At 62.7% G+C, this 18926-nt stretch carries 16 protein-coding genes; 8 read left to right on the top strand and 8 right to left on the bottom strand.

The window, feature by feature from the left end; translation table 11 throughout:
- Nucleotides 1–6 precede the first annotated feature (6 nt).
- Nucleotides 7–1008 (top strand): Gfo/Idh/MocA family protein, encoded by a 1002-nt coding sequence (locus D9M09_RS15485; RefSeq protein ID WP_070219959.1) that lies wholly within the window; start codon nt 7–9, stop codon nt 1006–1008.
- 193 nt (nt 1009–1201) lie between these two features.
- Here the strand turns inward: D9M09_RS15485 and lysS are convergent, their stop codons facing one another.
- From lysS to prfB, 3 genes are all read right to left on the bottom strand, one after another.
- On the bottom strand, nt 1202–2731 hold the full coding sequence (gene lysS / locus D9M09_RS15480) for a lysine--tRNA ligase (protein ID WP_070219960.1): 1530 nt from the start codon (nt 2729–2731) through the stop codon (nt 1202–1204).
- An 18-nt stretch (nt 2732–2749) separates the two neighbouring features.
- The gene (locus D9M09_RS15475; RefSeq protein ID WP_070219961.1) at nt 2750–3451 is read right to left on the bottom strand and encodes an HAD family hydrolase; all 702 of its coding nucleotides are present in this window, start codon (nt 3449–3451) and stop codon (nt 2750–2752) included.
- Between the two features lie 2 nt (nt 3452–3453).
- Nucleotides 3454–4558, bottom strand: a protein-coding gene (gene prfB, locus D9M09_RS15470; protein ID WP_121669803.1) for a peptide chain release factor 2 whose coding sequence is annotated in 2 segments (ribosomal slippage) — nt 3454–4476 and nt 4478–4558 — 1104 coding nt in all. Because the reading frame shifts where the segments join, the coding sequence is not laid out codon by codon here.
- A gap of 202 nt (nt 4559–4760) precedes the next feature.
- Here prfB and D9M09_RS15465 point away from each other — a divergent pair.
- The 3 genes from D9M09_RS15465 (at nt 4761) to D9M09_RS15455 (ending at nt 10653) form a co-directional block, all read left to right on the top strand.
- Complete coding sequence (locus tag D9M09_RS15465) at nt 4761–6806, top strand: bifunctional 2',3'-cyclic-nucleotide 2'-phosphodiesterase/3'-nucleotidase (RefSeq protein ID WP_121669802.1); 2046 nt, start codon at nt 4761–4763, stop codon at nt 6804–6806.
- A complete protein-coding gene (locus D9M09_RS15460; RefSeq protein WP_121669801.1) occupies nt 6803–7291 on the top strand; it encodes a tetratricopeptide repeat protein in 489 nt (162 codons plus the stop codon). The genes D9M09_RS15465 and D9M09_RS15460 overlap by 4 nt, the downstream gene beginning before the upstream one ends.
- A 311-nt stretch (nt 7292–7602) precedes the next feature.
- Nucleotides 7603–10653, top strand: a complete 3051-nt coding sequence (locus tag D9M09_RS15455) for a heparinase II/III domain-containing protein (protein ID WP_162995711.1) — start codon at nt 7603–7605, stop codon at nt 10651–10653.
- A gap of 21 nt (nt 10654–10674) precedes the next feature.
- Here the strand turns inward: D9M09_RS15455 and D9M09_RS15450 are convergent, their stop codons facing one another.
- The gene (locus tag D9M09_RS15450) at nt 10675–11097 is read right to left on the bottom strand and encodes a hypothetical protein (RefSeq protein WP_121669799.1); all 423 of its coding nucleotides are present in this window, start codon (nt 11095–11097) and stop codon (nt 10675–10677) included.
- Between the two features lie 24 nt (nt 11098–11121).
- A complete protein-coding gene (locus tag D9M09_RS15445) occupies nt 11122–12030 on the bottom strand; it encodes a hypothetical protein (protein ID WP_121669798.1) in 909 nt (302 codons plus the stop codon).
- A 366-nt stretch (nt 12031–12396) separates the two neighbouring features.
- Between D9M09_RS15445 and D9M09_RS15440 the strand changes: the two genes are divergently transcribed.
- The 4 genes from D9M09_RS15440 (at nt 12397) to D9M09_RS15425 (ending at nt 17214) form a co-directional block, all read left to right on the top strand.
- Complete coding sequence (locus tag D9M09_RS15440) at nt 12397–13554, top strand: ABC transporter substrate-binding protein (RefSeq protein ID WP_070219975.1); 1158 nt, start codon at nt 12397–12399, stop codon at nt 13552–13554.
- Nucleotides 13555–13639: 85 nt separating this feature from the next.
- Nucleotides 13640–14530 carry a branched-chain amino acid ABC transporter permease gene (locus tag D9M09_RS15435; protein WP_010398938.1) on the top strand — a complete coding sequence of 297 codons (891 nt, stop codon included), beginning with the start codon at nt 13640–13642 and terminating at the stop codon, nt 14528–14530.
- A gap of 7 nt (nt 14531–14537) precedes the next feature.
- Complete coding sequence (locus tag D9M09_RS15430) at nt 14538–16481, top strand: branched-chain amino acid ABC transporter ATP-binding protein/permease (protein WP_121669797.1); 1944 nt, start codon at nt 14538–14540, stop codon at nt 16479–16481.
- 10 nt (nt 16482–16491) lie between these two features.
- Entirely contained in the window at nt 16492–17214 is a 723-nt protein-coding gene (locus D9M09_RS15425; protein WP_099410178.1) for an ABC transporter ATP-binding protein, read from the top strand.
- 82 nt (nt 17215–17296) lie between these two features.
- Here D9M09_RS15425 and D9M09_RS15420 read toward each other — a convergent pair whose 3' ends face one another.
- From D9M09_RS15420 to D9M09_RS15410, 3 genes are read right to left on the bottom strand one after another with little or no spacing between them, the layout of a single operon-like run.
- Complete coding sequence (locus D9M09_RS15420) at nt 17297–17617, bottom strand: DUF2288 domain-containing protein (RefSeq protein WP_121669796.1); 321 nt, start codon at nt 17615–17617, stop codon at nt 17297–17299.
- Nucleotides 17618–17661: 44 nt separating this feature from the next.
- Nucleotides 17662–18375: an RES family NAD+ phosphorylase gene (locus D9M09_RS15415; RefSeq protein ID WP_240453385.1), complete on the bottom strand. Its 714-nt coding sequence runs from the start codon at nt 18373–18375 to the stop codon at nt 17662–17664.
- Nucleotides 18372–18809 carry an MbcA/ParS/Xre antitoxin family protein gene (locus D9M09_RS15410; RefSeq protein ID WP_070219985.1) on the bottom strand — a complete coding sequence of 146 codons (438 nt, stop codon included), beginning with the start codon at nt 18807–18809 and terminating at the stop codon, nt 18372–18374. Before D9M09_RS15410 ends, D9M09_RS15415 begins: the two co-directional genes overlap by 4 nt.
- Nucleotides 18810–18926 lie beyond the last annotated feature (117 nt).

The following is an 18926-nucleotide window of genomic DNA, read 5'->3' as shown; positions in this document are numbered from 1 at the left end:
AATCGAATGAAGAAAACCGGATGGATTTTGGTCGGCGCCAGCACCGTGGCGCGCGAATGGATGGTCGACGCGATCCGTCAGCAGGGCGACGCCGAGGTGCTGGCCGTGGTCAGCCGCGATGCTGTGCGCGGCGCCGCCTTTGCGGCGCAATTCGGCATCGCCGCCAGTTATACCGACCTCGATGCGGCGCTGGCCCATCCGGGCGCGGATGCCGTGTACATCAGCACCACCAACGAATGGCACATGGCGCAGACCTTGCAGGCGGCGCGCGCGGGCAAGCACGTGCTGTGCGAAAAACCGCTGGCACTGAACCTGGACGACGCCCGCCGCATGCTCGACGGCTGCGCCGAGGCGGGCGTGGTGCTGGGGATTAACCACCACCTGCGCAACGCGGCCAGCCACGGCAAGGTGCGCGAGCTGATACGCGCGGGCGAGATCGGCCAGCCCCTGTATGGCCGCGTACTGCACGCGAACAACCTGCCGCAGCACTTGCGCGGCTGGCGCCTGGATGCGCCGGAATCGGGCGGCGTCACGCTCGACATGTTCGTGCACGATGTCGACACCCTGCGCTTCCTGCTGGATTCGGAACCGCGCCACGTCACCGCCTGCGCCACCAGCGGCGGCATGACGGTGGCCGGGCTGGAAGAGGGGCTGATGGCCGTCATCGAATTCGACAACGGCACACTGGTGCAGGTGCACGACGCGTTCAACGCGCCGTATTCGCTGTCCGGCGTGGAAATCATCGGCACCAAGGGCACCATCTTCGCCACCGGCGTGATGACGCAGCGCCCCGTCGGCACCATCAGCCTGACGCGCGACGGCGGCAGCGTCGACATCCCCGTCGAGCACGAGAACCTGTACGTGCGCTCGGTGCGTGCCTTCCAGCGCGCCATGTGCGGCGAAGGGCAGCCGGCCGCCACGGGCGACGACGGCATGCGCGCGCTGGCGACGGCGCTGGCGGCGCAGCAGGCCAGCCGCAGCCACCAGCGCGTGACCCTGGCCGGCTGACGGCAGGCCGCATAAGTAAAAAAGCCGCCTGATTAAAAAAATCAGGCGGCTTTTTTTTTGCCTTGAAGCATCGAACGCCTGAAAAATCGTAGCGAGCGGATGGGAGTTGCGGCTAAGAAGCGCAACTGTGCTATAGCACAGTGAGCATCGCAGGCCGCAAATCGCGACGCGCAGTAGATTTTTCAGGTGTTCATCACTCTTCGCGGCGCAAGTGAGGGAACAGCAGGACGTCGCGGATGTTCGGAGAATCCGTGATGATCATCATCAGGCGGTCGATGCCGATGCCGCAGCCGCCGGCTGGCGGCATGCCGTATTCCAGCGCGCGGATGTAGTCGGCGTCGTAGAACATCGCCTCTTCATCGCCGGCGTCCTTGGCGGCCACTTGCGCCAGGAAGCGTGCCGACTGGTCTTCCGCGTCGTTCAACTCGGAGAAGCCGTTGGCGATCTCGCGGCCCACCATGAACAGTTCAAAACGTTCGGTGATGCCGGCCACCGTGTCGGAAGCGCGCGCCAGTGGCGACACTTCAACAGGGTAGTCGATGATGTAGGTCGGTTCCCACAGCTGCGCTTCAGCCGTCTCTTCGAACAGCGCCAGTTGCAGCGCGCCCAGGCCGGCCGTGGCGAACGGCTTGACGCCGAATTTCTTCAGCTCTTCCTTGATGAATTCCGCATCGTTCAACTGCTCCGGCGTGTAGCCCGGCGCGTACTTGTTGATCGCTTCGACGATGGTCAGGCGGTGGAACGGTTTTGCCAAATCGAGTTCGCGGCCGCCGTAGGTCAGGGTGGCGGTGCCGTGCGCGTCGATGGCGGCCTGGCGGATGACGGCTTCCGTGAAATCCATCAGCCATTTGTAGTCGGTGTAGGCCGCGTAGAATTCCATCATCGTGAATTCCGGGTTGTGACGGATCGACACGCCTTCGTTGCGGAAGTTACGGTTGATCTCGAACACGCGGTCGAAGCCGCCCACGACCAGGCGCTTCAGGTACAGCTCGGGCGCGATGCGCAGGAACATCTGCATGTCGAGCGCATTGTGGTGCGTGATGAACGGCTTGGCCGCAGCGCCGCCCGGAATCGTGTGCAGCATCGGCGTTTCCACTTCCATGAACTCGTTCTTTTCCATGAAGCGGCGGATCGACGAGATGGCGGCGGTACGCGCCTTGAAGGTGCGGCGCGTCTCTTCGTTCATGATCAGATCGACGTAGCGCTGGCGGTACTTCGTTTCCTGGTCGGCCAGGCCGTGGAATTTGTCCGGCAGCGGGCGCAGCGACTTGGTGATCAGGCGCAGTTCGGTGACCTTGATGGTCAGTTCGTCCGTCTTGGTCTTGAACAGGGTGCCCGTCACGCCCAGGATATCGCCCAGGTCATAGTGGTGCAGGGCGGCCATGGCCGCTTCGCCGGTGAGATCAAGCGTGGCGTAGATCTGGATGCGGCCGTCGGCCTTCGGGCCGGAAGCGTCTTGCAGGGTGGCGAAGGCGGCTTTCTTGCCCGCTTCGCGCTTGAGCATCATGCGGCCGGCCAGCACCACGGTGACAGGTTCGGCTTCCAGTTCTTCGCGCGTCTTGCCGCCGTATTGCGCGTGCAGATCGGCCGCCTTGTGTTCGGGGCGGAAATCGTTCGGGAAGGCGACGCCTTGTTCGCGCAGTGCGGCCAGCTTGACGCGGCGCTCGGCGATGATCTTGTTTTCATCGGGGGCGGCGGCTTGTTCTTGGATATCCGTAGTCATGGTGTTCTTCGTTGGTGATTATTGATGATGTGGTGCCGGCGCTGGCGCCACGCTGGCAAACAGTGCGTCGACGTCGAGTGCGGAGAAATTCGGCACGATGGCAATGATGTTGTCGAATGCGGCAAACGCCTCGGCCGGCAGGGTGGTGGTGAGTACCACGACGCGCATGCCGGCACGGCGCGCCGCTTCCACGCCCAGGGGCGCATCTTCGAAGACGATGCAGTCTTGCGGCAGCGCGCCGGCCAGCTGTGCGCCTTTCAGGAACACGTCCGGGTGCGGCTTGCCCCGTTCCACGTCGGCGGCGCCGACGATGGCGTCGAAGCGGTGGCGCAGGTCCAGGCCGTCGAGCGTGAACGCGATATTCTCGTTTGGCGCGGCCGTGCCCACCACCAGCCCCACGCCATGCTGGCGCGCGCTGGCGATCAGCCGGTCGAAGCCAAGCACCGTGGCCAGGTGCGGGCCATACAGTTCGCGGTAGACGACTTCCTTTTCCGCCAGCAGGGTGACGTGGTCGGCATCCTCGCCCAGATACTTGGCGATGATTTCGTGTCCCTGCCGTCCCGCCGTGTCGCGGAAAAAGGCGTCCGCATCCAGCGCATGGCCGTGGCGTTCAAAGAACGCCAGCCACGATGTCGTGTGGAAGGCCATGTTGTCGACGATCGTGCCATCCATGTCGAACAGGAAGGCGCGCTGCGCCAGTGCCGGAGCGGATGCGTTCATCCTTATACGCCTTGCTTGAGCGAGGCGGAGATGAAGTCGTCGATGTCGCCATCGAGCACGCCCTTGGTATTGCCCGTCTCGAAACCGGTGCGCAAGTCCTTGATGCGGGACTGGTCCAGCACGTAGGAGCGGATCTGGTGACCCCAGCCCACATCCGTCTTCGAGTCTTCCAGCTTTTGCTGTTCGCTCATGCGCTTGCGCAGTTCATGCTCGTACAGTTTCGCTTTCAACATTTCCATCGCTTCGGCGCGGTTGCGGTGCTGCGAACGGTCGTTCTGGCACTGCACCACGATGCCGGTCGGTGCGTGGGTCATGCGGACGGCGGAGTCGGTCTTGTTGATGTGCTGACCGCCGGCTCCCGACGCGCGGTAGGTATCGACGCGGATATCGGCCGGGTTGACGTCGATCTCGATCGAATCGTCGACTTCCGGATACACGAACAGCGACGTGAACGACGTGTGGCGGCCGTTGGCCGAGTCGAACGGCGACTTGCGCACCAGGCGGTGCACGCCCGTTTCCGTGCGCAGGAAGCCGTAGGCGTGATCGCCCTCGACCTTCAGGGTGGCCGTCTTGATGCCAGCGACTTCGCCGTCGGACTGCTCGAGGATTTCAACTTTAAAACCCTTGCGTTCGCAATAGCGCAGGTACTGGCGCAGCAGCATCGAAGCCCAGTCCTGGGCTTCCGTGCCGCCGGCGCCGGCCTGGATGTCGATGAAGCAGTTGTTCGGGTCCATCGGATTGTTGAACATCCGGCGGAATTCCATGCTTTCGATGACCTTGCGGATTTCCTGCACGTCCTGCTCGATCGCTTCCAGGGTCTCGTCGTCGCCTTCTTCACGGGCCATGTCGAACAGGTCGCGGGTGTCGCGCAGGTCGGCATCGGCCTTGGTCAGCGTGAAGACGATCGCTTCCAGCGCCTTCTTCTCTTTACCGAGGTCCTGGGCGCGCTTGGGATCGTTCCAGACGGTGGGATCTTCCAGCTCTTCGTTGACTTGCTCTAGTTTCTCCGACTTGACAGTGAAGTCAAAGATACCTCCGAAGTTCGGCTTCGCGGACCGTCAGGTCGTTGAGCAGGGCGGAGATGATATTGATGCGTTCGGCTTCCATAATGTTCTGGTCTTCTATGGTGAAATCAAACCCTGAATTATACGCGAGCGCGGCGCGTTTCCGCTGCCGCCGCAGCGCAATTGCGGCCGCGCGGGGCAATAAAATGCGTATTTTGCTGTATTTGCGACAATATTTTTGCCTTGATGATGGCTATCGTGCTGCGTATGATGCTGGCGATATTGTCTTTCCACAGGAACATCTCATGCGCCACCCCCTGCGTCAACTGCCCCGTCTCGCCTTGTTACCGTTGCTGCTGGCCGGCTGCGGCGCCTTGCCGCCCGCCGCCATGGGACCCGCGCGGGCGCCTTCGGCCGCGCCGGCCGGCAGCAGCGCCACCCTGGCCCTGCTGGAGACGACGGACTTGCACGCGAATGTGCTCAGTTATGACTACTACAAGCTGCAGGCGGAACCGTCGATCGGCCTGGAACGCACGGCGGCCCTGATCGCCCAGGCGCGTGCCCAATTCCCGAACAATTTGCTGCTCGACAACGGCGACACCATCCAGGGCACGGCGCTGGCCGACTACCAGGCACTGGTAAAACCGCTCGCCTGCGACCAGACCCTGGCCATCTACAAGGCGATGAATTTGCTGAAAGTGGACGGCGGCGGCATCGGCAACCATGAATTCAACTACGGCCTCGCATTTTTGAGCCAGGTGACGGGCAACCGCTTCGACGTCGACAGCGTCGATGCCGGCAAGCCGCGCTGCGCCGGTCCCGCGTTCCCGCAAGTGCTGGCCAACGTCTACAGCACCAGGACGGGCAAGCCCCTGTTTGCACCGTATCACATCATCGACAAGCAGATCACGGCCACCGGTCCCGATGGAAAACCGGTGACCAGCAGCGTGAAGGTGGGCATCATCAGCTTCGCGCCGCCCACCATCATGGCCTGGGACAAGCGTTGGCTGGAAGGGCGCGTCTATACGCAGGGCGTGCGCGAGACGGCGGAAAAATTCATTCCCGAGATGCGCGCGAAAGGCGCCGAACTGGTGGTGGCCATTTCGCACGGCGGTCTCGATGACAGCCCGTATTCGGCCACCATGGAAAACGGTAATTACTATCTGTCGCAAGTGCCGGGCGTGGACGCCATGCTGATCGGCCACTCGCACCAGCTGTTTCCGAACGCGGCCAGCACGGTGCCGCAGTTTAATTTGCCCGGCGTCGACAAGGTCAAAGGATTGGTCAACGGCGTGCCCACCGTGATGGCCAATTTGTGGGGCAAGCACCTGGGCGTGATCGGCTTGCGCCTGCGTCACGACGGCAAGCAGTGGGTGGTCGACAAGAGCGCCACGACGGTGGAAGCGCGCGGCATCCAGAACGCGGACAAGAGTTACGTGCAGCCCGATGCAGCCATCGCCACACTGGTGGCCGAGGAGCACGCGGCCACGATCGCCTACGTACAGACACCGGTCGGCGCCACGGATTTCCGCATGTCGACGTATTTCGCCGACGTGGGCGACGTCAGCGCCATCGAGGTCGTGAACCAGGCGCAATCGAGCTATCTGGCCGCGTATGTGAAGGCGAACCTGCCGCAGTACGCGCACTTGCCCGTGCTGTCGATGTCGTCGCCGTTCAAGAGCGGCTCGGCCGGCGTGTCCGACTACACGGACGTGAAGGCGGGCAATGTGGCGCTGAACAATGCGGCCGACCTGTATTTGTATCCGAACGCGCTGTACGGCGTGAAGATGAATGGCGCGGAGCTGAAGGCCTGGCTGGAACAGTCGGCGCGGCGCTTCAATACCATCGATCCGCACAAGCTGGAAGCGCAGGAACTGGTCAACACGGCCCATCCAAGCTACAACTTTGACGCCATCACCAGCGCCGACGTGCGCTACCAGATCGACGTCACGCAGCCGCCGGGCCGGCGCATCCAGGCGCTGACGTACAAGGGCAAGCCCGTGGATTCCAGCCAGGAGTTCCTCATCGCGACGAATAACTACCGCGCCAGCGGCGGCGGCAATTTCCCTGGCCTCGACGGCAGCAAGACGGTGGTGGCCTCGCCCGACAACAACCGCGAACTCTTGATCGCGTATGTGACGCAGCAGAAAAACCTGACGCGCGCGAAAAACGGTTCGGCGCGCAGCTGGCGCTTCGCCAAAGCTGCCACCAAAGGCCCGGTGGTGTTCCATTCGGCGCCGGGCGTGATCGACCTGGCGAAAGCGGCCGGCATCGACAACGTCACGCAGCTGAAAGCTGACGATGGCGCAGGCAAGGGCTTTGCGCTGTACCAGCTCGACTTGTCGAAATGAAGGCATGGTTGTGTGCCATCGCCCTGGCCGCATCGCCGCTGGCATCGGCAGGGCCGGACCTGACGGCCCAGGCCAAGACCCTGATGCGCGCGGGAGTCGCGGCCCAGCCGCAGGCGCGCATCCTGTTTGAACGCGAGGCGGGGCAGGGCAGCGGTCCCGCCGCGTATTACCTGGGTTTGATGCTCAAGAACGGCATGGGCGGACCGCAGGACGGCGGCGCCGCGCTGCGCTGGCTGGAACTTGCCGCGCAGCGGGGCGTGGCGCCCGCCATGTTCATCGTGGCGAACCTGCTGCTCGATACCGACGAAGCCAGGGCGCGCTACTGGCTCGACGCTGCCTGCGACCTCGAATACCCGGAAGCGCTGCAGCAGAAATCCGTCGCCCTGGCCGAAGGACAGATGGGCTACGCGCACAGTGAGGAGCAATCGTTCCTGTATCTGAAGATGGCCACGCATGCTATGGGGCACCGTCCGCCTGAGCCTTGAGGGCATGGCCGGCTGCCTGGGGCAGGCCTGTTGCAATTGGAATGTGTTGAAGGAATTGTTTGTTTTTGATCGGAAAGATTAATTCTTCGTGATCATTCTGACTGCTTATATTTTCTTTCAATAATTTGTTATTTGATAGTCACTATTGGCTTTTTTAAAAAATTGTATGGCAGTATTCGGCATATGGTTTTTTTATTAACTGGATGATTCCGGGAGCCCGTGTGCAAAGTCAAATGATTCGCCAACAAAAAACAATGTTTCACCATCGCCGAAGCGGTATACCGTTCTTGCCGAGGAAAATGGCGCATGCCATGCTCGGCATGTTTTGCCTGCTTGCCTCTACCGCGATGGCGCAATTGCCAGCGCCGATCAAGCAAGGCCATCCGCGGCTATTCCTGAATCAAGCCAGTTTCGATGCGCTGAAACCGCAATTGCCAAATCTGCCGGCCGCATTCCCAGCCGCAGGCGGCAGCATCAGCCTGGAGCTGTTCGCCGGGCGCAAGGATCCGCTCGATAGCGTCAACCAGCCGATTTTTGGCGAATTCAGTCCGAGCCGCAACGGCTTTTTTATCCGCCACGTCGATTCCTACGATAGCCCTGCCGGCGCGGCGGGGGAAAGCCTCGGTTTCCAGGTCGGTTTCCAGGTCAATGGACTGGACCAGTATCTGTCTGTCGCCAGGATCGATTTGAAACCCGATGTCTGGTCGAACATCCAGTTGTCATGGAACAGCCAGACCCATAAAGTTGACTTGAGAGTCAATGGCGTTGCCGTGCCCACGGGCTGGAGAACGGTCGACGGCACCAGCGCCACGCTACCGATGGAATGGAAGGCGGATGGGCAGATCAGCAGGATAGGCATGCGGCGCAACGAAACCATGCGCAATTTCCGTTTGCTCGATGGCGCTGGCCATGAATTGTGGCAAGCACCGGCGATGGATGCTTTGCTCAACAAGGCCTGGTACGGCTTCATGGAGCGTGTCGACGTACGGGTGAGCACGCTTCAAGCCTGCCCGCTGATTCCCCCTGCCAGCGGCGTGCCGGAGCTGTGCAACGTGGCCACCGGCAGCCGCGGCACGATTTATGAAACTGCGCAGATGCTGGCCATGGCCTACCGCCTGACGGGCAATGCGAAATATCTGAATGGCGCCCTGAATTACCTCGACAAGCTGCTGGTGACGCCCCCCGTGGCCGGCGGCGAGTGGTCGTCGGGCGGGCGCGTCGGCGCCATGGGCATCCTGTACGACTGGCTGTTTGCCGAAACGGGCGCGCGCGCCGTGCCCGACGCCGTGGGCTTCGGCACCTACCGCGACCTGACGGCGCAGCGAATCAAGGAAACGATCGCCGCCGATACGGGCCAGGGGCACGAGAATCTGTTTGTCTCGATGTGCGGCTATCAGCAGTTATATATCACCAGCACCAGTTTTGATTGCAAGAAGAAGCCCGTGTATGAACAGTGGGACCGCAGCGAATCGAAGCCGTCCATCGCCGGTTTCTATATCAGCGGCCACCCGTTCAGCGCCGTCAATAATGTCACCGTCGGCTTGCTGGCCATCGTCGACGAGCATCCGGAAGTGTTGCCGATGATTGAAACGTCGTATGCGCACTACGAAAAGGGCTTTCTTGCGGCACGCGCCCTGATTTCGGTCGACGGCGGCCACCATATGGGCTTTGCCTATGGTGTATCGAGCATTCCCGAGCGCCTGCTCCTGTGGCGCAGCGCGCTGGAAAGTACGGGCACGGCGCCCCTGTTGCAGGCCGACTGGCAAGCCAGGCTGATTTATCCGTATATCTACGGCTTGCGCCATGACGGCAGCTTTCCCGCCAGCGGCGACAATTTCACAACGCCGCTCGGCAGCACATTGATCGGGCAGCTGGCGCTGGGCGCGGTGACGGATACGGCCGATGGCGTGGCAGGGAAGTTTTATCGCGAGCATGTCGTGGCGTCGCGCAGCGCGCACGATGCCTTGATACTGGAACGGCTGTTGTGGCCCGTTCAACTGCCGGCGGCGCCGCTGGAATCGCTGGAACTGTCGCGCCATTTCAGGACGTCGGGCCAGGTGCTGATGCGTGATAGCTGGGACTATGCGAATGCCACGTTACTGGAATTCAAATCGACGTCCTTTATCGCGGAAAATCACCAGCACTTCGACCAGAACAGTTTTTCGCTCAATTACAAGGCTCCGCTGCTGCTCGACACGGGCTTGTATGAAGAATATGGCAGCAGCCACTGGTGGAATTACTACACGCGCAGCATTGCCCACAATACGCTGCTGATATTTGACAAGAACGAGCGGTTCACGCGCGGAGACAGGGAATTCAGCAATGACGGCGGCCAATGGTTCTATGCGCCGAGACAGGGCTATCCGACGATCGAGGAAATCAGCCCTGCGGGACCGAATGCGCTCGACGGCATCGTCCGCTACGAAAATACGCCGCAGTACACCTACACCAGCGGCAATGCAAGCAAGGCCTATGCGTCCAGCAAGCTCGATATGGCCAACGGTTTCGTGCGCAATGTGCTGTTCCTGCGCTCGCCATCGTTCTGGGGCAAGCCGGTCACTGTCGTCTTCGATAGCGTGCGCAGCAAGCAGGCCTTGCCGGCCACCTTCCTGCTGCACACGGCAAATGATCCCGTATCGGGCGCGTCGGGCGTGACGGCGCTGGGCAATGGCCAGTACCAGCTGGGCTACAAGGCCGGCCAGGAGCGCATCGCCACCATTCGCAATGGCGGCGGTATGCTGACGGCGCAGACGATCCTGCCGCTCAATGCCAGCGTGCGCAAGGTGGGCGGTGCGCAGGAGGGGGGCAATGGCTGCGCGCAGACCGATCTCGAAACTGGTGCTGTTGCCGGCAACGGCGCCGATTGCCGCTTCACTGTGCGCCGGCGCCAGGCCGATGGCAGTTACCTGTGGCGCAATCAGACGCCGCTGGTCAGCAAGCAGCAATCGTCGACCAGCGATGTCGGCGTCTGGCGCCTGGAAGTGGCGGCGCCCGCGGCGCCCGCCCTGAACGCGCCCGAGTACTTCCTGCATGTGCTGGCCGTTGCCGACAATGACGGCGGCACGGGACCGGCCGCTGCGCCGAGCGCCTTACGCCTGGCTGCCGCGGCCAACACCGAGGCGCTGTTGCTGGGCAGTCAGCTGCATGTGCTGTTCAACCGCGACGTGGCGCCCGCCGCCCGCATGGACTGGGTCTCTACCCATGCCGGCGGCGCCATCCTGGCGACAGGACTGAAACCGGGCGCGCACTACGCGTTGACGTCGGCACCGGCGGCCGGCGGCTACGCCTGGAGCCTGGCCGAAGCGGCCGATGGCGCAGGAACGTATCTGAGCTCGGACCAGGGCGTGCTCAGCATCGAGTAAGCCGCTTGCCTGGCGGCCGGGTCAAGCCTGAGCGTCTTTTTTAGGCTTGGCCCGCAAGCTGGCCGCCGCCTCGCCGATGGCGAACGGGTCGCGCGACAAAATGGCGGCGCCCAGGTCGACCAGCCGTGCCGCCGTGCCGATGGCCGCCTTGATGTCGGCGATGCGCTTGAGCTGCGACTTGCCCTTGGCGATGGCGCCCTCGATGTCGACGCGCGCCTGCTCGGCGCCTTCGGCCGTCAGGTAAATGCCATACGCACGGAACAGCGCGACCATCTGGTCCAGGTGATTTTCATATTGTTCCAGCAGCGCGCGCTCGTCCGGCGCCAGCGCCTCGCGTTCGCGGATGCGCAATTCCAGCACCAGGCTCGACGCCTGCGCCAGGTTGTCGGCGATGGCGTAGCTTTGGTCTTTCGTCAGTTCGCTCAGTTCGGTCAGTGGGGCCATGGGATACTCCTGTGTGCGCGCCGCTTACCAGCGGGCGGGGGCATAGAACGCCGCTTGCCGCTGCAGCGTGTCGACGTCGCGTGAAAATTGCGCCAGCTGCCGCTCCAGTTCCGGCGCCTGCAGGCGGTCGAGATTGGCCCGCAGCGAGGCCACGCTCGCTTGCAGCGCGTCGACGGCGGCGACATACGCGGCGACGATCTTTTCCCTTTCCTGCAACTGCCGGCCTTCCAGGTGCAAGCGCGTGCGGATGTAGTTGGCGGCCAGCGGTTCGCGCGGCGCGGCGTTATCGACGGCGCCGCGCAGCAGATCCAGGTCGCGCAATTCATCCTGCAAGCCGGCCCGGTAACTGCGTTGCGCATACTCCTTGAGCGCATTGCTGACGATATCGACGGCTTCCTGCTCGTCGAGCAATTCGCGCAAGGCCGATTTCTGCCGGCGCTGCGTGGCCAGCCGGCTCAGATGCTCGCTCAGTTTGACGACCTTGGCCAGCTTGTCCGCATCGAGCAGGGGCGCGCCGGCGCCCGGCTGCGCGAGGCTGCCCAGCGCATCGCCGAGGCCGGAAAACTCTTCCTTGTAGACGGGCAGCTTGTCATCGGCCAGCGCCGCCATGGTCTGGGCATAGCGCAGCAGGACGTCGTTCAGGCTGGCGATCGACGCGCTGGCTTGCGCGATCGCGGCGCAATCGGCGCGCGCCGCCTGTTCGCTCGCTTGCGCATCGAAACGCTCGGCCAGGATCAGACGCTTGCGCATGGCCTTGTCCATGCAGCTGCGGACGCCGCCTGCCAGCATGGGTTCGAAGTGCAGCGACACCTTTTGCGTCTGTTCGGCGAAGCTGCGCACGGGCGCCAGGTTGGCGGCGCAGCCGCCCAGCAGCAGGCTGGCGCTGGCGCAAAGAAGCAGGGTGGAAATGGACGAGTTCGACGGGCGCTGCATATGGCCTCCATGCGGTAGCAGTGGCTGACGGGGCCGGCGCGCACGCGCTGGCATGGCCGACGTTAGCATGCTGGGCAGTCGCAGTATTGCGCCAGATCAGCTCGCTGTGAAGTCGCCTGGCGGCCCCGTATCGGCGCCAGGGCTGTTGCCAAATGGTGCAGTGTGTTCCAATTTGCGTCATATTTTCCTTACAAAAGACTGACATCGGGCCAGCAATTAGCTCTTTTCTGCATGTTGCGACGCGTCATATGTAGTTGTTGCTGGTGCATGTTTACTCACCTACAATGATTTATCGATGGGGCGGTTATCCAGCGTACGACAATAAAAATAAGTGGCATTTAAAACGTTGTAGCAGAGGAGATGACAATGAATTTGAAACAGAAATTGCTCGTGGCAAGTTTGGTTTTGGGTTTCTCGCAGGCGGCAGTCGCAGCCGACCCCATCAAGATCGGCGTGTCCGGACCGTTTACGGGCGGTTCCGCGCCGATGGGCGTGTCGATGCGCGACGGCGTCAAGCTGGCTGTCGCGGAAATCAATGCCAAGGGTGGCGTACTGGGCCGTTCCTTGCTGCTGATCGAGCGCGATGACGAAGCGAAGAACGAACGCGGCGTGCAGATCGCCCAGGAACTGATCAACAAGGAAAAGGTCGCCGCCACGGTCGGCTACATCAACACGGGCGTGGCCCTCGCTTCGCAGCGCTTCTACCAGGAAGCGAAAATTCCCGTCATGAACAATGTGGCGACGGGCTCCATCGTCACCAAGCAATTCGCCGACCAGCCGGAAAACTACATCTTCCGCAATGCGGCCAATGACACGATCCAGTCCGGCATGATCGTGCATGAAGCGATCGAGAACCGCAAGTTCAAGAAAGTGGCGATCCTGGCCGATTCCACCAACTATGGCCAGCTGGGCCGTGAAGACCTGGAAAAGGCGCTCGACAAGAAGGGCATCAAGCCCGTCGTCGTTGAAAAATACAACATCAAGGACGTCGACATGACGGCCCAGCTGCTGAAAGCCAAGCAGGCGGGGGCGGAAGTCGTGCTGACCTACGGCATCGGCCCGGAACTGGCGCAGATCGCCAACGGCATGGAAAAACTGGGCTGGAAAGTGCCGCTGATCGGCAGCTGGACCCTGGCCATGGGCAATTTCATCGACAACGCGGGCAAGAACGGCAACGGCACGCGCATGCCGCAAACCTTCATCCAGGACGCCAGCACGCCGAAGCGCAAGGCCTTCATCGACGCCTATGTGGCCGCCTACAAGCCGTCGGGCGGACGCATGCCGTCGGCCGTCTCGGCCGCGCAAGGCTACGATTCCATTTACCTGCTGGCCGCCGCCTTCAAGCAGGCGGGCGGCACGGATGGTCCGAAAGTGCGCGCCGCGCTGGAAAACCTGAATGAGAAGGTGGAAGGCGCCGTCACCACCTACAACAAGCCGTTCAGCAAGACCAACCATGAAGCGATCACGGCCGACCTGACGGTCTTCGGCGAAGTCAAGGACGGCAAAGTCGTCCTCGCGAAATAAGCCTGGCAGACATTCGCCGCGCAGTGGCCAGCCTTGAGGAATCAGGACTGGCCATTTTTTTATCTCCCATCCTTCGGGGAACACCATGGAAATCTTCCTGCAGCTCGTCTTCAGCGGCATCGCGCTGGGCATGATCTATGCCGTCATCGCCTTCGGCTACCAGCTGACCTTTGCCACGTCCGGCACCCTCAACTTCGGCCAGGGCGAATCGCTGATGCTGGGCGCGCTCGTGGGCCTGTCGCTGGTGGGCACCATCCACGGCGGGCCCTACATGAGCTACCTGCTGATGATCCCCATCGTCATCGTCTTCGGCGCCTTGCAGGGCGTGTTCGTCGAATGGATAGGCGTGCGGCCCGCCATCAAGATCAAGTCCGAATTCGGCTGGATCATGTCGACCATCGCGCTGGCCATCATTTTCAAGAACGTGGCGGAAAACATCTGGGGCAAGGATGACCTGATGTTCCCGTCGCCCCTGTCGGCCGCGCCGTTCCAGGTGTTTGGCGCCAACGTGCAGCAGATGCAGGTGGCCGTCATCGTCGGCGCGCTGGCCATCATGCTGGCCGTCGAAGTATTCAACCGCAAATCGATCTACGGCAAGGCCGTCGTGGCGACGGCCAACGACCGCGACGCGGCCGGTTTGATGGGCATCAACACGGGCATGGTCATCACCTTTTCCTATGCGCTGTCGTCGGCCACGGCGGCCTTCGCGGGCGTGCTGGTGGCGCCGCTGACATTGACGGGGGCCACCATGGGCGCCTCGCTGGGCCTGAAAGCGTTTGCCGTGGCCATCATCGGCGGGCTGACCTCGGGCGTGGGCGCCATCGTCGGCGGCCTGATCCTGGGCATCGCGGAAACGACCACCGGCTACTACATTTCTACCGGCTACAAGGAAGTGCCCGGCCTGCTGCTCTTGCTGCTGGTGCTGGCCGTCAAGCCGTCCGGCCTGTTCGGCAAAGCCGCGATCAAGAAAGTCTGAGGACCACATGAACAAGAAAATCACCATGCTGGCGCTGAGCGCGGCGGGCCTGGCCGCGCTCGCGCTGTTCCCCATCGTTATCCCGAACCCGTACTACATTCACCTGGCCGAGACTATCCTGATCTACGCCATTCTGCTGTTCGGCCTCGATATCGTCGTCGGCTACACGGGGCAGGTGTCGCTCGGCCATGCGGGCCTGTTCGGCATCGGTTCATATGCCACGGGCGTGCTGGTGTTCAAGCTGGGCGTGTCGTTCTGGCTGGCCATCCCCGCCAGTATCGCGGGCGCGGCTCTGTTTGGCGCCATCCTGGCCTTGCCGGCCCTGCGCGTGACGGGGCCCTACCTGGCCATGGTGACCCTGGCCTTCGGCACCATCGTGCAAATCCTGATCAACGAGATGAGCTTCCTGACGGAAGGGCCGATGGGCATCAAGATCCACAAGCCCGTCCTGTTCGGCCACAAGCTGACGGAAGTGGAGTACTACTACATGGTCGCCGCGCTGCTGGTGATCTCGCTGGTGGTGGTGCACCGCATCCTGAAGTCGAACCTGGGCCGCGCGTTCGAAGCGCTGCGCGACAGTCCCATCGCCTCGGACTGCATGGGCGTGTCCGTCTACCGCTACAAGGTGTATGCCTTCGTCATCAGCGCCGGTTTCGCGGGCCTGGCCGGCAGCCTGTATGCGTATTCGGAAGAGTATATTTCGCCCAATACCTATAACTTCGAGCTGACGATCCTGTTCCTGCTGGCCGTCATCATGGGCGGACGCAAGACGCGTTCGGGCGCGCTGATCGGTGCCCTGATCGTCGTCATGCTGCCCAGCCTCTTGTCGGACATCGAATTGTTCCGCAAGATTGCCGTGTCCGCCGCCGTGCTGGGCGTGATCGGCTCCGCCTTCATGCTGGCGAAAAAACGCTCCACCGTGCGCGGCGTGCTCGTGCCCCTGGCGGCCACCATCGGCCTGGCCGCGTTTTCCTACAAGCTGGAAAACATGGTCGACTGGCGTTTGACCATCTTCGGCCTGATGACCCTGTTTGTCGTGTACTACCTGCAGGACGGCATCGTGGGCTTTTTGATGAGCTTTATCGGCAAGGGCCGGCGCCATGTGCAGGCCGTCGCTTCGCACGGCGTGGCGCCGTTCGACCACGCCCAAGGCGGGCAGCAGGGCGCGACCCTGCTGCGCGTGGAGCAGGCGCTGATGCAGTTCGGCGGCCTGAAAGCGCTGAACCAGGTGGACCTGAACGTCACGCAAGGCTCCGTGCACGGCTTGATCGGGCCGAACGGCTCGGGCAAGAGCACGATGATGAACGTGCTGACGGGGATCTACAAGCCGACGGCGGGCAAGGTGGAATTTGCGGGCGCCGTCATTTCCGGGCGTACGCCGTCCGAAATCGCGCTGGGCGGCGTGGCGCGCACCTTCCAGAACGTGCAGCTGTTCGGCGAGATGACGGCCACCGAGAACGTGCTGGTGGGCTTGCACAATACGTTCAAGTCGAATGTGCTGGACGTGATGCTGCATACGCCGCGCTACAAGCGCGAAGAGACGGCGGCGCGCGAGCGGGCGGCCAGCATCCTCGAGTTCGTGGGCCTGGCCGACCTGGCCAACGAAGAGGCGCGCAATCTGCCGTATGGCAAGCAGCGCTTGCTGGAAATCGGCCGCGCGCTGGGCCTCAACCCGCGTTTGCTGCTGCTCGACGAGCCGGCGGCGGGCCTGACGGCGCCCGACATCAAGGAACTGATGGCCATCATCCGCAAGATCCGCGAGCATGGCATCACCATCATCCTGATCGAGCACCACATGGACGTGGTGATGGCCCTGTCGGACGTGGTGACGGTGCTGGACTTCGGCCAGAAGATCGCCGAAGGCGCACCCGCGCTTGTCCAAAGCGATCCGAAAGTGATCGAAGCCTATTTGGGCGGCAGCGCCGACACCCTGAGCCCTGCGGCGCACTGAGAGGAAGACCATGCTGACCATTAACAATCTGCACGCCGCCTACGGCAAAGTCGAAGTCCTGCACGGGATTTCGCTCGAAGTCCCGAAGGGCAAGCTGGTGACCCTGATCGGCTCGAACGGCGCCGGCAAGACCACCACCATGCGCGCCATTTCGGGCATGCTCAAACCCAAATCCGGTACCGTCACCCTGGGCGGCAAGGATGTCACGGGGCTCGACTCGCACCGCATCGCGCGCGCCGGCCTGGCCCATTCGCCGGAAGGGCGGCGCGTGTTCGCCTCGATGTCGGTGACGGACAACCTGCTGCTGGGCGCCTTCCCCCGCTTTACGCGCGCGCGCCCGAAAGGCGACATCAAGGGAGATTTGGACAAGGCCCTGGAACTGTTCCCCCGCCTGAAGGAGCGGCGTGACCAGCTGGCCGGCACCTTGTCGGGCGGCGAGCAGCAGATGCTGGCCATGGCCCGCGCCGTGATGCTGAACCCGGAAGTGATCCTGCTGGACGAGCCGTCGATGGGCCTGGCGCCGATCCTGGTCGAAGAAGTCTTCCGCATCATCACGCGATTGAAGGCCGAAGGCGTGACCATGCTGCTGGTCGAGCAATTCGCCGCCGCCGCCCTGAACGTGGCCGATTACGGCTACGTGCTGGAAAACGGCAGCATTTCCGTGCACGGGCCGGCGGAGAGCCTGAAAACCGATCCGAAGGTGATCGCGGCGTATCTGGGGGGCGGGCACTGAGGCAAGTTGAGAATGCGCTGACAATGCGCTTGCTGCGCATTGTCAAACTTGCCGCGCTGCGCCTGCTGTTCGAACGCAGTCTTTAGTGTTTCGTCGGCTTTTCCTGCTGCACCAGAATGAACGGGCTGACGACGACGGCCCACAGGGCCGCATCGGCCGCCTGCCAGTCCAGCGCCTGCTGGTCCGAGACCTTGGCGACCTTGCCGTCGACCATCCATTGCGTGATGGTGGCCTTGTCGTCGTGCGAGATGCGCACGGCCACTTCGACCAGGTCCAGCTCGTTGGCGATCCAGACGACATTGCCTTGGGCGAAGTGCTTTTCGAGTTCGCTCCAGGCCAGGCGGGCCGTTTCGCTGTTTACTTTGAGGCGCAGTTCGGTGTCTTTTTCAGGATTGGTTTGCATGCGAAATATCAATGTTCGGTGAGTCGGATGCCGATGCGCGCGGTTTATTTGCCTGGCAAGGCTTCCACCTGCGGCGTCGGCGTACCCTGCCATGTTAACCGATAGGCGACGCCTTTGCGAACATTGCCCACCAGGGCAGGGCGGAAGCAGGCCAGGTTGGTGCCGCTGGCGTGCCGGACGCTGGGGAAGATGACGCCCATGGAACCCGCGTCGAGCAGGATGGCGGCCAGGTCTTGCGAGGCGATGTAGCTGGCCGGGTCCAGGCAAGCCTGGTAGCGCTCCTGGCCGCGCAGGTCGTGGAAGCTGGCGGAAAAATCGGCCAGCAGCGACTGGTAGCTGACGCTGTCGTCGAAATAGTCGATTTCCTGGTATTCCACGGTCTTGTGGAAAATGATCTCGGCCAGCGCCGTTTTCATGTCGAAGGCGCAATACCAGGCACCCCGTTCGCCATCGTTGAAACGCGCCCCTTCCGGGCGGGCATACGTGTAGGCGGCGTTGATGATGCGAAAGTGCGGCACGCCAAAAACCAGCTCGTCCACGCCAATTCCTGGCGCGCCGCCGTACTCGGCCACCAGGCGCGCGTTGGTGGCGTTATCGAGCTCGAACAGCTCGCGCAGGTGGTCGTCGTCTTCGGCCAGCGGTGCCAGCACGGAATCCTCCATGTCGGCGAAGCGCGACGGGATCAGGCGGCAGGTGTCGATCTGGCGCAAGGCGGCCAGCGGCGGCAGCAGGGAATTCGCGGCGGCCGGCACGATCACAGCCCTCCGCGGCGCGCGTCGAGCAGCTTGCGCACGGTCTGCATGGCCAGCAAGCCGCCGGCCAGCATCTGCGACAGGGGCGTGCGGCCGCCAAAGATCGGGTTCTTGTTGGGCAAACTTACCCATTCGTCGGCCAGCTTGTCGCCGTACAGGATGTGCAAGGCCTTGTAGATGCCCAGCAAATAGGAAATGCGCGTGATGCGGTCCACTTCCAGCACGCGGTCCGGGTGCTTCTTCCACTCGTACCAGGCGCTGCTGGACAGGCCGCCCAGCAATTCGCGCGCATCGTCGTCGCGCAGTTTCCACGCGGCGGCCAGCTTGAAAAACCCCTTCAGTGCCGCTTGCGACAATCGTTCGCGCTCGGCTTTGGCGTTCAGGTCGACGAGCACGGCCGGCTCGAAGCGGCTCTTGGGATAGGCATAGGCGAGATGCATGATATGTCCTTCAATAAAACTCTGTTTAAGGACTATTTATACTCCTTTTTCGGATTCGTTGCAACGGCCGCGCGCATGCAAAACGGGGCGCAGCGGACGTGTGTCCCGCTGCGCCCC

It is taken from the genome of Janthinobacterium agaricidamnosum (assembly GCF_003667705.1).
Lineage (GTDB): Bacteria > Pseudomonadota > Gammaproteobacteria > Burkholderiales > Burkholderiaceae_D > Janthinobacterium.
This window is presented reverse-complemented; position numbering and strand designations above follow the sequence as displayed.